The sequence below is a fragment of the Streptococcus downii genome, assembly GCF_004353325.1.
GTDB lineage: Bacteria > Bacillota > Bacilli > Lactobacillales > Streptococcaceae > Streptococcus > Streptococcus downii.
In genome coordinates, this window is record NZ_MZNX01000008.1 from 268023 (window position 1) to 283713 (window position 15691).

The 15691-nt window shown below is 40.9% G+C and carries 14 protein-coding genes and 1 pseudogene; 11 read left to right on the plus strand and 4 right to left on the minus strand.

Going from position 1 to position 15691, the window contains the following annotated elements; genetic code table 11:
- Window positions 1-7: 7 nt before the first annotated feature.
- Together E2R31_RS05710 and E2R31_RS05715 are read right to left on the minus strand one after the other, a co-directional pair.
- Window positions 8-967: a ribose-phosphate diphosphokinase gene (locus tag E2R31_RS05710; protein WP_132973328.1), complete on the minus strand. Its 960-nt coding sequence runs from the start codon at window positions 965-967 to the stop codon at window positions 8-10.
- Window positions 968-1034: 67 nt separating this feature from the next.
- Window positions 1035-1604, minus strand: a complete 570-nt coding sequence (locus E2R31_RS05715; protein WP_132973330.1) for a CYTH domain-containing protein — start codon at window positions 1602-1604, stop codon at window positions 1035-1037.
- A 128-nt stretch (window positions 1605-1732) separates the two neighbouring features.
- On the opposite strand from E2R31_RS05715, the gene yjbM reads away from it, so the two are divergent.
- The 8 genes from yjbM (at window position 1733) to E2R31_RS05755 (ending at window position 9296) form a co-directional block, all read left to right on the plus strand.
- Window positions 1733-2404, plus strand: a complete 672-nt coding sequence (yjbM, locus tag E2R31_RS05720) for a GTP diphosphokinase (RefSeq protein ID WP_132973332.1) — start codon at window positions 1733-1735, stop codon at window positions 2402-2404.
- On the plus strand, window positions 2388-3206 hold the full coding sequence (locus E2R31_RS05725) for an NAD kinase (RefSeq protein WP_038806136.1): 819 nt from the start codon (window positions 2388-2390) through the stop codon (window positions 3204-3206). The genes yjbM and E2R31_RS05725 overlap by 17 nt, the downstream gene beginning before the upstream one ends.
- Window positions 3203-4099 carry an RluA family pseudouridine synthase gene (locus E2R31_RS05730; protein ID WP_084976275.1) on the plus strand — a complete coding sequence of 299 codons (897 nt, stop codon included), beginning with the start codon at window positions 3203-3205 and terminating at the stop codon, window positions 4097-4099. The genes E2R31_RS05725 and E2R31_RS05730 overlap by 4 nt, the downstream gene beginning before the upstream one ends.
- A gap of 42 nt (window positions 4100-4141) precedes the next feature.
- Window positions 4142-5116 (plus strand): phosphate acetyltransferase, encoded by a 975-nt coding sequence (gene pta / locus E2R31_RS05735; protein ID WP_000451592.1) that lies wholly within the window; start codon window positions 4142-4144, stop codon window positions 5114-5116.
- Between the two features lie 84 nt (window positions 5117-5200).
- Entirely contained in the window at window positions 5201-6379 is a 1179-nt protein-coding gene (gene mutY, locus E2R31_RS05740; protein WP_132973334.1) for an A/G-specific adenine glycosylase, read from the plus strand.
- A 56-nt stretch (window positions 6380-6435) separates the two neighbouring features.
- Window positions 6436-7143, plus strand: a complete 708-nt coding sequence (gene yycF, locus E2R31_RS05745; protein WP_132973336.1) for a response regulator YycF — start codon at window positions 6436-6438, stop codon at window positions 7141-7143.
- The gene (gene vicK, locus E2R31_RS05750) at window positions 7136-8485 is read left to right on the plus strand and encodes a cell wall metabolism sensor histidine kinase VicK (protein ID WP_132973338.1); all 1350 of its coding nucleotides are present in this window, start codon (window positions 7136-7138) and stop codon (window positions 8483-8485) included. Before yycF ends, vicK begins: the two co-directional genes overlap by 8 nt.
- A gap of 1 nt (window position 8486) precedes the next feature.
- Window positions 8487-9296, plus strand: coding sequence for an MBL fold metallo-hydrolase (locus tag E2R31_RS05755; protein WP_001290612.1), 810 nt, complete (start codon window positions 8487-8489; stop codon window positions 9294-9296).
- A gap of 32 nt (window positions 9297-9328) precedes the next feature.
- Here E2R31_RS05755 and E2R31_RS05760 read toward each other — a convergent pair whose 3' ends face one another.
- Entirely contained in the window at window positions 9329-9676 is a 348-nt protein-coding gene (locus E2R31_RS05760; RefSeq protein WP_084947992.1) for a DUF6568 family protein, read from the minus strand.
- A gap of 110 nt (window positions 9677-9786) precedes the next feature.
- On the minus strand, window positions 9787-11505 hold the full coding sequence (locus E2R31_RS05765; protein ID WP_132973340.1) for a phospho-sugar mutase: 1719 nt from the start codon (window positions 11503-11505) through the stop codon (window positions 9787-9789).
- A gap of 155 nt (window positions 11506-11660) precedes the next feature.
- Here E2R31_RS05765 and E2R31_RS05770 point away from each other — a divergent pair, with 155 nt between their 5' ends.
- From E2R31_RS05770 to E2R31_RS05780, 3 genes and pseudogenes are all read left to right on the plus strand, one after another.
- Window positions 11661-13562 carry an ABC-F family ATP-binding cassette domain-containing protein gene (locus tag E2R31_RS05770; RefSeq protein ID WP_132973342.1) on the plus strand — a complete coding sequence of 634 codons (1902 nt, stop codon included), beginning with the start codon at window positions 11661-11663 and terminating at the stop codon, window positions 13560-13562.
- Between the two features lie 2 nt (window positions 13563-13564).
- Window positions 13565-14428 carry an Rgg family transcriptional regulator gene (locus E2R31_RS05775; protein WP_132973344.1) on the plus strand — a complete coding sequence of 288 codons (864 nt, stop codon included), beginning with the start codon at window positions 13565-13567 and terminating at the stop codon, window positions 14426-14428.
- 80 nt (window positions 14429-14508) lie between these two features.
- Window positions 14509-15688: pseudogene (locus E2R31_RS05780) on the plus strand (MFS transporter).
- Window positions 15689-15691 lie beyond the last annotated feature (3 nt).

Below are 15691 nucleotides of genomic sequence, written 5' to 3' on the forward strand. Positions count from 1 at the left end.
AATCACCTTATTCCTTTTTATTATATGCAAAGAGTGGGCTAACTGGTTTTCTTTCGTGGATACGGACGATTGCATCACCGATCAATTCGCTAGCGGTAATGTAGCACACATTTTTCGGAGTTCTTTCTTTGGTTGCTACAGAGTCTGTCACAAGGATTTCTTTGATGTTAGTAGCATCAAGAAGGTCAGCAGCGCCTTCTACAAAGAGACCATGACTGGATACCGCATAGATTTCAGTTGCACCTTCACGCTCGACGATTTTTGCTGCTTCTGAGAAAGTACGTCCAGTATTTAGGATATCGTCAATCAAGATGGCCTTCTTGCCATCAACATCACCGATGATATAGCCTTGGCTACGCTCTGAATCGTCTTGAGCATAGTCGATGATTGCGATTGGTGCATCTAAATATTCAGCTAAGCTACGGGCACGTTTGACACCAGAGTTTTTTGGACTTACAACAACGACATCTGATCCCAGCAACCCTTTATCGCTGTAGTGTTTAGCAAAGAGAGGAATTGTATAGAGGTTATCTACTGGAATGTCAAAGAAACCTTGAACCTGAACAGCGTGGAGGTCAAGCGTTAGAACACGACTTACACCAGCCTTGACAAGCATATTGGCAACTAGTTTTGCAGTGAGGGGTTCGCGAGAAGAAGCGATACGATCCTGACGAGCATAACCAAAGTAAGGAAGGACAACGTTGATACTATGAGCACTTGCACGTACACAAGCATCGACCATGATTAACAACTCCATCAAGTGGTTGCTAACGGGGTAGCTGGTTGATTGGATGATGTAGACATCGTAACCACGGACACTCTCTTCAATGTTGACTTGGATTTCTCCATCAGAAAATTGGCGTGAAGATAATTTTCCGAGAGGTACACCAACCGTTTCTGCGATTTTTTGTGCAATTTCATGATTGGAATTAAGTGCAAAAAGTTTCATGTTGTTTCTATCTGACATTATAGACCGTCCTCTGTAAACTCTAAATATTTTATCTCCATTATTTTACCAGAAAATGGAGATTATTTCAGCATTTTTTCATGCTTTTAATAAAACGAATTAATTTTGAAGGAGTTTTCTGATAAGTGATCTGATTTTCTTCTAAGAATTTCTGAAAATCGGCTTTCCCTTTTTCATGGTCGGTGACTTCAAGCTCAAGTTCATAGTCTGTATGATCAAAGTAGTGACTTTCATCTAGTGCCATTAGACCAATCGACGTTTCCATTTCGTAACGAATAGTTGCAAGACAGCCCAGAACAAACCAGTCTTGGCTTAGAATACCAATCTTAGCAAGTTCCTCTAGAACGACCCCTTGAGGAAGTTTTTGTTTTTCCAGGTATGATTCAGCCTCTGGAAGATTCAGTTTCTGGTTGTATTCCATATTTCCTACAGTTTGTGGCACCTTCAAGGTCAACTCCGCCCAATCTGAAAAGGTGCGCATGCGCATGGCAACCTTTTTTTCACGCAACTGGAAATCAGGTGTATCAATGTAGTAGTTTTTCTGTAGGACGGGTTGGATATGAGAAAACTGTTCTTTTAAATGATCGTAATCCTCTTTTTTCAGTAGTGTTTTCAGTTCAATTTCTAAATGTTTCATTTTTCTAACCTTTTTTCTATCTTTGAAAGCGATTTATGGTATAATGGACAATGTATTTATTGTATATGATTGTAGTGAAAAAATCAAAAATTTTCAACAACACAATCACATACCAAAAGGGAGAAAATATGACCATAGAATGGGAAGAATTTTTAGATCCTTACATTCAAGCTGTTGGTGAATTGAAGATTAAGCTTCGTGGAATTCGAAAACAATATCGTAAGCAAAACAAGCACTCTCCGATTGAGTTTGTTACTGGACGGGTGAAGCCGATTGAAAGTATTAAGGAAAAAATGAATCGCAGAGGGATTGGCTACGATACTTTGGAACATGACTTGCAGGATATCGCGGGTTTGCGGGTCATGGTGCAGTTCGTCGATGATGTTCAGGAAGTTGTTGCGATTTTACGCAAACGCCATGATATGAGAGTCGTTCAGGAACGGGATTATATCGCCCATCGTAAGGCTTCGGGCTATCGCTCCTATCATGTGGTGGTAGAGTATACAGTTGACACCATCAGTGGTGTTAAGACGATTCTGGCCGAGATTCAAATCCGGACCTTGGCTATGAACTTTTGGGCTACCATTGAGCATTCGCTCAATTATAAGTATCAGGGAGATTTTCCAGAAGAAATCAAAAAAAGACTAGAAATCACGGCCAAAATTGCTTATCAACTAGATGAAGAAATGGGTAAGATTCGAGATGACATCCAGGAAGCGCAGGCTCTCTTTGATCCTTTGAGTAGAAAACTAAACGACGGTGTAGGAAATAGTGACGATACAGATGAAGAATACAGGTAAACGAATTGATCTGATTGCAAATAGAAAACCGCAGAGTCAAAAGGTTTTGTATGAGCTGAAAGACCAGTTGAAAAAACATCATTTTATACTCAACGACACCAATCCTGACATCGTCATATCAATTGGTGGGGATGGGATGCTTTTGTCTGCATTTCACAAGTACGAGAATCAGTTAGATAAAGTTCGATTTATTGGCGTACATACAGGACATTTAGGATTTTATACGGATTATCGTGACTTTGAGTTGGACCAGTTGGTTACCAATCTCCAACTGGATACTGGTGCCAAGGTTTCCTATCCTGTTTTGAATGTCAAGGTGACACTTGAAAACGGAGAAGTTAAGACCTTCCGTGCATTAAACGAAGCCAGCATCCGCAGGTCTGATCGCACCATGGTTGCGGATATCATCATTAATCATGTTCCATTTGAGCGATTTCGAGGAGATGGAGTAACTGTTTCAACGCCAACTGGAAGCACTGCCTATAACAAGTCCTTGGGTGGAGCTGTCTTGCATCCTACCATTGAAGCCTTGCAGTTGACTGAGATAGCGAGTCTTAACAACCGAGTCTATCGCACTTTGGGATCATCGATCATTATTCCCAAAAAAGATAAGATTGAACTCTTGCCGACACGCAATGATTACCACACGATATCAGTCGATAACAGCGTCTATTCCTTCCGTAATATCGAACGGATTGAGTATCAAATCGACCATCACAAGATTCACTTCGTAGCGACTCCAAGTCACACTAGTTTCTGGAATCGTGTCAAAGATGCCTTCATCGGCGAGGTGGACGAATGAGGTTTGAATTTATAGCAGATGAACATGTCAAAGTCAAAACTTTTCTCAAGAAACACGAGGTTTCTAAGGGACTTTTGGCTAAGATTAAGTTTCGAGGCGGGGCTATACTGGTCAATGGCCAACCTCAAAATGCGACTTATCTCTTAGATATTGGAGACAGGGTAACTATTGATATCCCTGCAGAGGAAGGGTTTGAGAGCCTTGAAGCTATTGATCGACCACTGGATATTCTCTATGAGGATGACCATTTTCTGGTTTTGAATAAGCCTTATGGAGTAGCTTCCATCCCCAGTGTCAATCATTCCAATACCATTGCCAATTTTATCAAGGGCTACTATGTCAAGCAAAACTATGAAAACCAGCAAGTTCACATCGTGACTAGGCTTGATAGAGATACATCTGGTTTGATGCTCTTTGCCAAACACGGCTACGCTCATGCACGTTTAGACAAGCAGTTGCAACGAAAGTCTATCGAAAAACGGTATTTTGCTTTAGTTAAAGGAGCTGGTGTCTTGGAGCCTGAAGGGGAGATTATCGCCCCGATTGCGCGTGATGAAGATTCTATTATCACAAGACGGGTTGCCAAAGGTGGGAAATACGCTCATACGTCTTACAAAGTTGTAGCGTCTTATGGAGATATTCACCTAGTTGATATTCGCCTGCATACTGGACGAACTCATCAGATCCGAGTGCATTTTTCTCATATCGGCTTTCCTTTGTTGGGAGACGATCTCTATGGAGGCAGCCTAGACGACGGTATTCAGCGCCAATCCTTGCATTGCCATTATTTATCTTTTTATCATCCCTTTCTAGAGCAAGATTTACAACTAGAAAGCCCATTACCGGATGATTTCAGCAATCTTATTACTCAGTTATCAACTAATACTCTTTAAAATCTATTTTGAGTATAATTAATTATCTTAAAGGAGAAACTCATGGAAGTTTTTGAAAGTCTAAAAGCCAGTTTAGTTGGCAAAAATGCTCGTATTGTTCTACCTGAAGGGGAAGAACCACGTATCCTTCAAGCAACAAAACGCTTAGTAAAAGAAACGGAAGTTGTTCCTGTTTTGCTTGGAAACCCTGCAAAAATTAAAATTTATCTTGAAATCGAAGGGATCATGGATGGTTATGAAGTGATTGATCCACATCATTATCCTCAATTTGAAGACATGGTGGTTGCACTCGTAGAACGTCGTAAAGGAAAAATGTCGGAAGAAGAAGCACGTCAGGTCTTACTAGAAGATGTCAACTACTTTGGTGTTATGCTTGTCTATATGGGCTTGGTAGATGGAATGGTATCAGGAGCTATTCACTCAACAGCTTCAACAGTTCGTCCAGCTCTTCAAATTATCAAAACGCGTCCAAATGTAACTCGTACTTCAGGAGCTTTTCTTATGGTGCGTGGTACAGAACGTTACTTGTTTGGTGACTGTGCCCTTAATATTAATCCTGATGCAGAAGCTCTGGCTGAAATTGCTATTAACTCAGCAATTACTGCCAAAATGTTTGGGATTCAACCCAAAATCGCTATGCTAAGCTATTCTACAAAAGGTTCTGGTTTTGGTGATAGTGTTGATAAGGTGGTTGAAGCAACTAAATTAGCACACGATCTACGTCCAGACCTTGAGATTGATGGGGAATTGCAATTTGACGCAGCTTTCGTCCCAGAAACAGCAGCCCTAAAAGCTCCAGGTAGCAATGTAGCAGGTCAAGCAAATGTCTTCATCTTCCCAGGTATCGAAGCAGGAAATATCGGCTACAAAATAGCTGAACGTCTAGGTGGTTTCGCAGCTATCGGTCCCGTTCTACAAGGATTGAATAAACCAGTCAACGACCTATCACGTGGATGTAACCCAGATGATGTTTACAAATTAACGCTCATCACAGCAGCTCAAGCAATCAATCAATAAGAAATGGAGTCTCTTCTACTAAAGGAAGGGGCTTTTTAGTACTGAGAAAAGGACAGTTAGAAGCTTCTATGTTATACTAGATATATGTTAGATTTGAAAGAATACGGTGTTGACATGTGGCCAGAGGAGAAGATTTCCTCTTTCCGTGAGAAACTCCTCAACTGGTACGATGAAAACAAACGGGATTTACCATGGCGTAGAAGTAAAAATCCTTATCATATCTGGGTCTCTGAAATTATGCTCCAACAGACTAGAGTAGACACAGTTATTCCCTACTATGAACGATTCTTGAACTGGTTTCCGACAGTGGAAAGTTTGGCTAATGCGCCTGAAGAGCGTTTGCTGAAAGCATGGGAGGGGTTAGGTTATTATTCTAGAGTGCGTAATATGCAGGTTGCGGCTCAGCAGATTATGGCTGACTTTGGTGGTCAATTTCCAAACACCTATGAAGGAATTTCTAGTTTAAAAGGGATTGGTCCCTACACTGCGGGAGCAATTTCCAGTATCGCTTTTAATTTACCCGAGCCAGCAGTTGATGGCAATGTCATGCGAGTTTTGTCTCGCTTGTTTGAGGTCAATCATGATATCGGAGTTCCTAGCAATCGAAAGATCTTCCAAGCTATGATGGAAATCTTGATTGATCCAGAACGACCAGGAGACTTTAATCAAGCCTTGATGGACTTAGGGTCTGATATAGAGGCCCCAGTTAATCCTCGACCAGAAGAAAGTCCTGTTAAGGAATTTAGCGCAGCCTATCAGAATGGAACCATGGATTCTTATCCGATTAAAGAACCCAAGAAAAAGCCTCTTCCTATTTATCTTAAGGCTTTGGTTGTGCGCAATAATCGAGGTCAATATCTACTCGAGAAAAATGAAAGTGAGAAACTGCTAGCTGGTTTTTGGCATTTCCCCTTGATAGAAGTAGAGGAGTTCTCACAGGAAGAGGAACAGCTGAATCTGTTTGCTCAGGTCGCTGAAAAAAGCGTTACTTTCGGTCCAACACCCCAAGAAAGTTTTGAGCAGGATTATGATTTAGAAGTGAATTGGTCCCATCAAGTATTTGATCAAGTCAAGCATGTCTTTAGCCATCGGAAATGGCATATTCAAATCCTAGCGGGTCAGGTGACAGATTCGAAACAGTTTGATGACAGAGAAATTCGCTGGGTTTCTCCTCAGGAATTTTCTGATTATCCATTTGCTAAACCTCAACAAAAGATTTGGCAGGCTTATAAAACAGTTCTTGAAGATGAGGGCCGATATTAGTCATTTGTGCCTTCTTTACATTTTTTTGTTATAATAGATAGAGAAAAGGTGAACATATGAAAAAAATATTAGTTGTAGATGATGAGAAACCAATCTCAGATATTATTAAATTCAATATGACCAAGGAAGGCTATGAGGTTGTAACAGCCTTTAACGGTAGAGAAGCTATCGAGCTATTTGAGGCAGAGCAACCAGATATTATTATCCTAGACTTGATGCTACCTGAAATCGATGGTTTAGAAGTAGCCAAAGCCATTCGTAAGACGAGCAGTGTGCCTATCATTATGCTCTCAGCTAAGGATAGCGAGTTTGACAAGGTTATCGGTTTAGAACTTGGGGCAGATGATTATGTCACCAAGCCCTTCTCAAACCGTGAGTTGCAAGCGCGTGTGAAGGCATTGCTCCGTCGTACGGACCTCGCTTCAGTGGATAGTCAAGAAACTGATGAAAAGAAATCCCAACCCCTACAGATTGGCGATTTGGAAATCGTTCCAGATGCTTATGTGGCTAAGAAATACGGTGAGGAACTGGATTTGACTCACCGTGAGTTTGAGCTCTTGTACCACTTGGCCTCTCACATTGGTCAAGTCATTACTCGTGAACACTTGCTTGAGACTGTTTGGGGCTATGATTATTTTGGTGATGTTCGTACAGTGGACGTGACCATCCGACGTTTGCGTGAAAAAATCGAAGACACTCCAAGCCGTCCAGAATACATCCTAACCCGTCGTGGTGTAGGTTACTATATGAGAAATAATGATTGAAGATATTAGACAAACGATTCTGACCAGTGATTTTATCTTTATCCTGATTTTACTTGGCTTTATCTTGGTGGTAACCTTGTTGTTACTGGAAAATCGTCGGGATAATATTCGTCTAAAGCAGGTTAATCAAAAGATTAAAGATTTGATTGCAGGGGATTATTCTCGAGTATTGGATATGCAGGGAAGCTCTGAAATCACCAACATCACCAATAATCTTAATGACTTGTCTGAGGTCATTCGTTTAACGCAGGAGAATTTGGAGCAAGAAACAAAAAGGCTTAACAGTATTCTTTCTTATATGACAGATGGAGTACTAGCGACCAATCGCCGTGGTCAAATTACCATGATTAACGATATGGCCAAGAAACAGCTGGGTATCGTAAAAGAAGAAGCATTGAACAAAAGCATCCTGGAATTGCTTAAGATAGAGGATGAATATGAGCTGCGTGACCTCATTACACAGATTCCTGAATTGATGATTGATTCCCAAAATGCTAATGGAGAATATCTTAGTCTTCGTGTGCGTTTTGCACTCATTCGTCGTGAGTCTGGATTCATCTCTGGTTTGGTTGCCGTTTTGCACGATACGACTGAACAGGAGAAGGAAGAGCGTGAGCGGAGACTCTTTGTTTCTAACGTCAGCCATGAGTTGCGGACACCTTTGACTAGTGTTAAGTCCTATCTTGAAGCCTTGGACGAGGGAGCCTTGTATGATCCTGTTGCTCCTGATTTTATCAAGGTTTCGCTCGATGAAACCAACCGTATGATGCGGATGGTGACAGATCTCTTGCATCTCTCTCGTATTGATAATGCGACCACTCAATTGGATGTGGAATTGATTAATTTTACAGCCTTCATCACCTTTATCCTCAATCGCTTTGATAAGATGAGGAGCCAGGATGAAGAGAAAAAATATGAGCTGGTTAGAGATTACCCAATCAATTCAGTTTGGATCGAGATTGATACCGATAAAATGACCCAGGTGATTGATAATATTCTCAACAATGCCATCAAGTACTCACCAGATGGTGGGAAAATTACTGTCAGCATGAAAACCACTGAAGACCAGATGATTTTATCTATCAAAGACCAAGGTCTAGGTATTCCAAAGCAAGATTTGCCGAAGATTTTTGACCGCTTTTATCGTGTGGATCGTGCAAGAAGTCGTGCACAAGGTGGAACTGGTCTGGGTCTGGCTATCGCGAAAGAAATCATCAAACAACACAATGGTTTTATTTGGGCAAAAAGCGAATACGGTAAGGGTTCAACCTTTACCATAGTGCTCCCTTATGATAAGGATGCCGTAAAAGAAGAAATATGGGAGGACGAAATAGAAGACTAGAATGAGTGAAAAAGGCTTTAAATACAGTATTTTGGCATCAGGTTCCAGTGGAAATTCCTTTTATCTGGAAACCCCAAAAAAGAAAATCTTAGTGGATGCGGGCTTGTCTGGTAAGAAAATCACCAGTCTTTTGAGCGAAATCAATCGCAAACCTGAAGATTTGGATGCGATTTTGATTACGCATGAACATTCAGATCATATTCATGGAGTTGGTGTATTGGCTCGAAAGTATGGCATGGATCTTTATGCCAATGAAAAAACTTGGCAAGCTATGGAAAATAGCAAGTACCTCGGTAAGGTGGATTCTTCGCAGAAGCATATCTTTGAGATGGGCAAAACTAAAACCTTTGGAGATATCGACATCGAGAGTTTTGGTGTTAGCCATGATGCAGTCGCACCGCAGTTCTATCGCTTTATGAAAGACGACAAGAGCTTTGTCATGCTGACCGATACAGGTTATGTTAGTGACCGTATGGCAGGAATTGTCGAGAATGCTGACGGTTACCTCATCGAGTCCAACCATGATGTGGAGATCTTGCGAGCAGGTTCTTATGCTTGGCGACTCAAACAGCGAATCCTATCTGATCTTGGTCACCTCTCTAACGAAGACGGTGCTGAGGCCATGATTCGTGCAATGGGAAATCGAACCAAGAAAATCTACCTTGGGCATTTGTCCAAAGAGAACAATATCAAGGAACTGGCTCATATGACCATGGTCAATCAGCTAGCACAAGCTGATTTGGGTGTAGGAGTAGACTTTAAAGTTTACGATACTTCCCCAGATACCGCAACACCACTGACAGATATATAAAAAAGAAGGCGAGTGCCTTCTTTTATTGTCTTTTACAATCCTGCAAATTCTTTGATTTCTTGTGCTGACATTGAAGAGTCGCAACGGACATTGATTTGACCATCTGCAACGTGGACAAAGCCTGGAACAGTCGGGATTCCATAACGTGAACGGAATTCTTGCAACTCATTGAGTTGGCTTGGTTCTTCACTGTTGATGAAGTAGATGTGGGCTTTGGTCTCAGCTAGGACACCTGCCAATGTGCCAGCAAATTTACGACAGTAAGGACAAGTTTTGCGACCGATGAAGAAGGTTGCTGTTTCTTTATTATCGAGTGCTTCTTGGGCACGTGCAACTGTAGTCACTTCAAGGTCTTTAATATCTTCTAAAAACTGATTCATAAGAATACCTCTCTTTTTTTGATAAAACTAGTATGCCACAAAGTTTCTAAAATTGCTCGGATTTGATACGAAAAAAAGATGAGATCGTTTTATCTCATCTTTCATCTTGCTTATTTTACAAAGGCATTGATTTCTGCTTCGATGTTGGCAATCTTAGCTTGTGAATCTTCGTTGCTTTGGCCCACAACGGCAATGTAGAACTTGATTTTTGGTTCTGTACCTGAAGGGCGAACAGCGATCCAAGAACCATCCGCAAGAGTGTATTTCAAAACATCACTTGGAGGAGTTGTTAAGGCAGTTACAATACCATCAGCAGTAGTAGAAGTTTGTGCTTTGAAGTCTTCTACAACAGTGATAGCTGTTGCGTTCCATTCTTTTGGAGCATTGTTACGGAACTTAGCCATAATCGCTTTGATTTGCTCAGCTCCATCGACACCTGAAAGAGTAACAGAGATGGTCTTTTCAGCATAGTAGCCGTATTCTTTGTAGATTTCCTCGATACCGTCAGCCAATGTCAAACCACGTGAACGGTAGTAGGCAGCAAGTTCAGCAACGACAAGAACGGCTTGGATAGCATCTTTATCACGTACGAATGGTTTGATCAAGTAACCGAAGCTTTCTTCAAATCCCATCATGTAAGTGTGGTTGTGTTTTTCTTCAAATTCTTGAATTTTTTCAGCGATAAATTTGAAACCAGTCAAAACGTTGAACATGGTTGCGCCGTAGCTTTCAGCAATCTTAGTTACCAAGTCAGTTGATACGATAGATTTGCAAAGGGCTGCATTTTCAGGAAGAGTTCCAGCATTTTTGTGGGCTTCCAAGATGTATTTAGCCATGATAGCACCGATTTGGTTACCTGAAAGGTTGAGGTAGCTACCATCTTTTTGAAGAACTTCAACACCAACACGGTCAGCGTCAGGGTCAGTTGCGACAAGAACATCTGCACCAACTTGACGACCAAGTTCTTCAGCAAGTGCAAAAGCTGCTTGGCTTTCTGGGTTTGGAGATTTTACAGTTGAGAAGTCTGGGTCGGCAGTTGCTTGCGCTTCAACGACTTGAACAGAGTCAAATCCTGCTTGGGCAAGAGCACGACGAGCCAACATTTCACCAGTACCATGAAGTGGTGTGTAGACAATCTTCATGTCTTTACCAAATTCTTCAATTAAGGCTGGGTTGATGTTTACATCTTTGACTTCTTTAAGGTATTCCACATCGACAGCTTCACCAATTACTTCAATCAAACCAGAAGCTTTTTCAGCTTCTACATCAGCAACTTCGACAGCAAATGGATTTTCGATAGCACGGATGTATGTTGTCAAAGCATCCGCATCGTGAGGAGGCATTTGTCCACCGTCTTCACCGTAAACCTTGTAACCATTAAATGGAGCAGGGTTGTGGCTGGCAGTAATCATGATACCTGCGAAACAGTTGAGGTGACGAACAGCGAATGATAATTCTGGAGTTGGACGAAGGCTTTCAAATACGTAAGATTTGATACCGTGTTTAGCAAGAACTGCCGCAGATTCAAAGGCAAACTCAGGTGAGAAGTGACGGCTATCGTAGGCAATTGCTACTCCACGTTCTTTTTCGTTTCCACCTTTTGACTCAATCAAACGAGCTAAACCTTCAGTCGCTTGACGGACAACGTAGATGTTGATGCGGTTTGTACCAGCACCTATTAAGCCACGCATACCTGCAGTACCAAATTCAAGATTGGTATAGAAGGCGTCTTCCTTTGTTTTTTCATCCATGTTTTCCAAATCCTGACGAAAGTAGTCTGGAAGTTCAGCAAAATCTAACCATTTTTGATAATTTTCTTGGTAAGTCATAGAGGATCTCCTTTTTTTGTAAATTCTTTTAATCGCTTTCATTATATCACGATTTATCATTTTAGTAAAACGTTAGCATAACTTTCTGAAAAAGCTTGAAATGAAATGGATTCTATAGTCTTGAACCCCTTAGGGAAACATGCTATACTACCTATATGATTATTTTACAAGCTAATAAAATTGAACGTTCTTTTGCAGGCGAGCTTTTGTTTGATAATATCAACCTGCAAGTAGATGAACGAGACCGAATTGCTCTTGTTGGAAAAAATGGTGCTGGTAAGTCCACACTTTTGAAGATTTTGGTTGGAGAAGAGGAGCCAACTAGTGGAGAAATCAATAAGAAAAAAGATATTTCTCTGTCTTATCTAGCCCAAGATAGTCGTTTTGAGTCTGAAAATACCATCTACGATGAAATGCTCCATGTCTTTGATGATCTACGTCGGACTGAGAAGCAACTTCGTCAGATGGAACTGGAGATGGGTGAAAAGTCTGGCGCTGAATTGGATAAACTGATGGCGGATTATGATCGTTTGTCAGAGAATTTCCGCCAGGATGGTGGCTTTACTTACGAAGCTGATATTCGAGCGATTTTGAATGGATTCAAGTTTGACGAGTCTATGTGGCAGATGAAAATTGCTGAGCTTTCAGGTGGTCAAAATACTCGTCTTGCACTGGCTAAAATGCTCCTTGAAAAGCCAAATCTCTTGGTCTTGGACGAGCCAACCAACCACTTGGATATCGAAACCATTGCCTGGTTGGAAAATTACCTAGTAAATTATAGTGGTGCACTCATTATTGTCAGTCACGACCGTTACTTTTTGGATAAGGTTGCGACGGTTACACTCGATTTGACTAAGCATTCCTTAGATCGTTATGTAGGTAATTACTCTCGCTTTGTTGAGTTAAAGGAGCAAAAGCTAGCTACTGAGGCAAAAAACTATGAAAAGCAACAGAAGGAAATCGCGGCTCTAGAAGACTTTGTCAATCGCAATCTAGTCCGAGCTTCAACGACCAAACGTGCCCAATCTCGCCGTAAACAACTAGAAAAAATGGAGCGTTTGGACAAGCCTGAAGCTGGCAAGAAATCAGCCAACATGACCTTCCAGTCGGAAAAAACGTCTGGAAATGTCGTTTTAACCGTTGAAAATGCGGCTATTGGCTATGATGGGGAAATATTTTCAGAGCCTATCAACCTAGACCTTCGTAAGATGAATGCTGTTGCGATTGTCGGACCAAACGGCATCGGGAAATCAACCTTTATCAAGTCTATTGTGGACCAGATCCCTTTTATCAAGGGAGAGAAGCGTTTTGGTGCCAATGTTGAGGTTGGTTACTATGACCAGACTCAAAGCAAGCTAACACCAAGCAATAGTGTCCTAGATGAACTTTGGAATGATTTTAAACTAACACCAGAGGTTGAAATCCGTAATCGACTTGGAGCCTTCCTTTTCTCAGGAGATGATGTTAAGAAATCAGTTGGCATGCTGTCAGGTGGCGAAAAAGCTCGTTTGTTACTTGCCAAACTTTCTATGGAAAACAACAACTTTTTAATTCTTGACGAGCCGACCAACCACTTGGATATTGATAGCAAGGAAGTGCTAGAAAATGCCTTGATTGACTTTGATGGGACCCTTCTTTTCGTCAGTCACGACCGTTACTTTATCAATCGTGTAGCCACTCATGTTTTGGAATTGTCCGAAAATGGTTCAACCCTCTACCTTGGGGATTACGACTACTATGTTGAAAAGAAAGCAGAAGTAGAAGCGATTCAGACAGCGGAAGCTTCAACTAGCAATCAAGAAAAAGAAGAAAGTCCAGTTAATGATTATCAGGCTCAGAAAGAAAGTCAGAAAGAAGCCCGCAAACTCATGCGACAAATCGAAAGTTTAGAATCTGAAATCGAAGAACTAGAAAGTAAAAGCCAAGCCATCTCTGAACAAATGTTGGAAACCAATGACGCTGAAAAACTCATGGAGATGCAGGCTGAACTGGAAAAAATCAGCCATCGTCAGGAAGAAGCCATGCTTGAGTGGGAAGAATTATCAGAGCAGGTGTAAAGATGGAACATCTTGGAAAAGTATTTCGTGAATTTCGAACCAGTGGGAACTACTCTTTAAAGGAAGCAGCGGGCGATTCTTGCTCGACCTCTCAGTTATCTCGCTTTGAGCTTGGTGAGTCTGATTTAGCAGTTTCCCGTTTCTTTGAAATTTTGGATAATATTCATGTGACTATTGAAAATTTCATGGACAAGGCTAGGGATTTTCAAAATCATGAACATGTTGCCTTGATGGCACAGATTATTCCGCTTTACTACTCAAATGATATTGCAGGTTTTCAAAAGCTTCAAAGAGAACAACTTGAAAAGGCTAAGAGTTCGACCAATCCCCTCTATTTTGAGCTGAATTGGATTCTGCTACAAGGACTGATTTGCCAAAGAGATGCTCGTTACACGATGAGGCAGAGTGATTTGGAAAAGGTAGCAGATTATCTTTTTCAAACAGAAGAGTGGACTATGTATGAGTTGATTCTTTTCGGAAATCTCTATACTTTCTACAATGTGGACTATGTGGCTCGAATTGGCAGAGAAGTGATGGAGAGGGAAGACTACTACAAGGAAATTGGTCGGCATCGAAAACTTGTTTTGATTTTAGCTCTTAACTGTTACCAGCATTGTTTGGAAAATCGATCCTTTGCGGATGCGGACTATTTTGAGGGCTATGTGGAGAAGTTAATTGGAAATGGTATCAAGCTTTATGAGCGCAATATCTTCCATTATCTCAAAGGTTTCGCCCTCTACCAGAGAGACTTGAAAGAAGAGGGTTGTAGTCAGATGCGGGAGGCCATGCATATTTTTGCTGTGCTTGGACTTCCAGAGCAAGTGGCTTACTATCAGGAACATTATGAAAAATTTGTAAATGCTTAAATTTCCCAAATAAGGGAAATTTAAAGAGACTCCTTTCAGTTTTGATACAATAGTTTCAAAATTTGAGAGGAGCTTTTTATGTGAATCGACATGCAATCCAGTTGATTAGTCGTGGGGCTATTAATAAAATAGGGAATATGCTCTATGACTATGGAAACAGTGTTTGGTTGGCATCGATGGGGACGATAGGACAGACTGTTCTTGGAATTTACCAAATTTCTGAGTTAGTTACATCAATTCTAGTCAATCCCTTTGGCGGAGTGATTTCAGACCGCTTTTCGCGTCGCAAAATTTTGATGACGACGGATTTGATTTGTGGCATTCTCTGTTTAGCTATTTCTTTCATCAGAAATGATAGCTTGATGATTGCTGCTCTGATCTTCGCAAATATAGTTCAGGCGATTGCCTTTGCATTTTCTCGTACAGCCAATAAAGCCATTATAACTGAGGTTGTAGAAAAAGACGAGATTGTGACCTATAATGCTCGCTTAGAGCTCGTTTTGCAGGTTGTAGGCGTTAGCTCCCCTGTACTTTCTTTCCTCGTTTTACAATTTGCCAGTCTCCATATGACGCTTGTTTTAGATGCCATTAGTTTTTTCATCGCATTTACATTAGTAGCTTTTCTTCCCAAAAAAGAGATTCAGTTACAAGAGAAAAAGACTTTCAGTTGGAAAAATATTTTTGCTGATATGAAAGAAGGGATTCGCTATATTTGGCGCCAGCAAGAGATCTTTTTCCTTTTGCTAGTAGCTTCCAGTGTTAATTTTTTTTTTTGCAGCTTTTGAATTTCTCCTCCCTTTTTCAAATCGACTATACGGGGTAGAAGGAGCTTATGCAACTATTTTGACTATGGGCGCTATTGGTTCAATTATTGGAGCTCTTCTAGCTAGCAAAATAAAGGCAGGTGTTTATAATCTTTTGATTCTATTGGCTTTGACTGGAGTTGGAGTTTTTATGATGGGGTTACCACTGCCAACTTTTCTTTCCTTTTCTGGAAATTTAGTTTGTGAACTGTTTATGACGATATTTAACATTCACTTTTTTACTCAGGTTCAAACCAAGGTTGAGGGGGAATACTTGGGAAGGGTACTAAGCACAATTTTTACCTTAGCCATCCTATTTATGCCGATTGCAAAAGGCTTTATGACGGTGTTGCCAAGTGTTCATCTCTCTTCTTTTCTGATCATTGGAAGCGGGGTTATTATTCTGTCTTGTCTATCCCTCGTTTATGTGCGAAATCGTTTTGAAAAAGAGTTATAATTT

Excerpts from the sequence above, each read along its gene's own strand:
- E2R31_RS05710 (WP_132973328.1), bottom strand. The coding sequence starts at position 967 with ATGTCAGATAGAAACAACATGAAACTTTTTGCACTTAATTCCAATCAT.
- E2R31_RS05715 (WP_132973330.1), bottom strand. The coding sequence starts at position 1,604 with ATGAAACATTTAGAAATTGAACTGAAAACACTACTGAAAAAAGAGGAT.
- yjbM (WP_132973332.1), top strand. The coding sequence starts at position 1,733 with ATGACCATAGAATGGGAAGAATTTTTAGATCCTTACATTCAAGCTGTT.
- E2R31_RS05725 (WP_038806136.1), top strand. The coding sequence starts at position 2,388 with ATGAAGAATACAGGTAAACGAATTGATCTGATTGCAAATAGAAAACCG.
- E2R31_RS05730 (WP_084976275.1), top strand. The coding sequence starts at position 3,203 with ATGAGGTTTGAATTTATAGCAGATGAACATGTCAAAGTCAAAACTTTT.
- pta (WP_000451592.1), top strand. The coding sequence starts at position 4,142 with ATGGAAGTTTTTGAAAGTCTAAAAGCCAGTTTAGTTGGCAAAAATGCT.
- mutY (WP_132973334.1), top strand. The coding sequence starts at position 5,201 with ATGTTAGATTTGAAAGAATACGGTGTTGACATGTGGCCAGAGGAGAAG.
- yycF (WP_132973336.1), top strand. The coding sequence starts at position 6,436 with ATGAAAAAAATATTAGTTGTAGATGATGAGAAACCAATCTCAGATATT.
- vicK (WP_132973338.1), top strand. The coding sequence starts at position 7,136 with ATGATTGAAGATATTAGACAAACGATTCTGACCAGTGATTTTATCTTT.
- E2R31_RS05755 (WP_001290612.1), top strand. The coding sequence starts at position 8,487 with ATGAGTGAAAAAGGCTTTAAATACAGTATTTTGGCATCAGGTTCCAGT.
- E2R31_RS05760 (WP_084947992.1), bottom strand. The coding sequence starts at position 9,676 with ATGAATCAGTTTTTAGAAGATATTAAAGACCTTGAAGTGACTACAGTT.
- E2R31_RS05765 (WP_132973340.1), bottom strand. The coding sequence starts at position 11,505 with ATGACTTACCAAGAAAATTATCAAAAATGGTTAGATTTTGCTGAACTT.
- E2R31_RS05770 (WP_132973342.1), top strand. The coding sequence starts at position 11,661 with ATGATTATTTTACAAGCTAATAAAATTGAACGTTCTTTTGCAGGCGAG.
- E2R31_RS05775 (WP_132973344.1), top strand. The coding sequence starts at position 13,565 with ATGGAACATCTTGGAAAAGTATTTCGTGAATTTCGAACCAGTGGGAAC.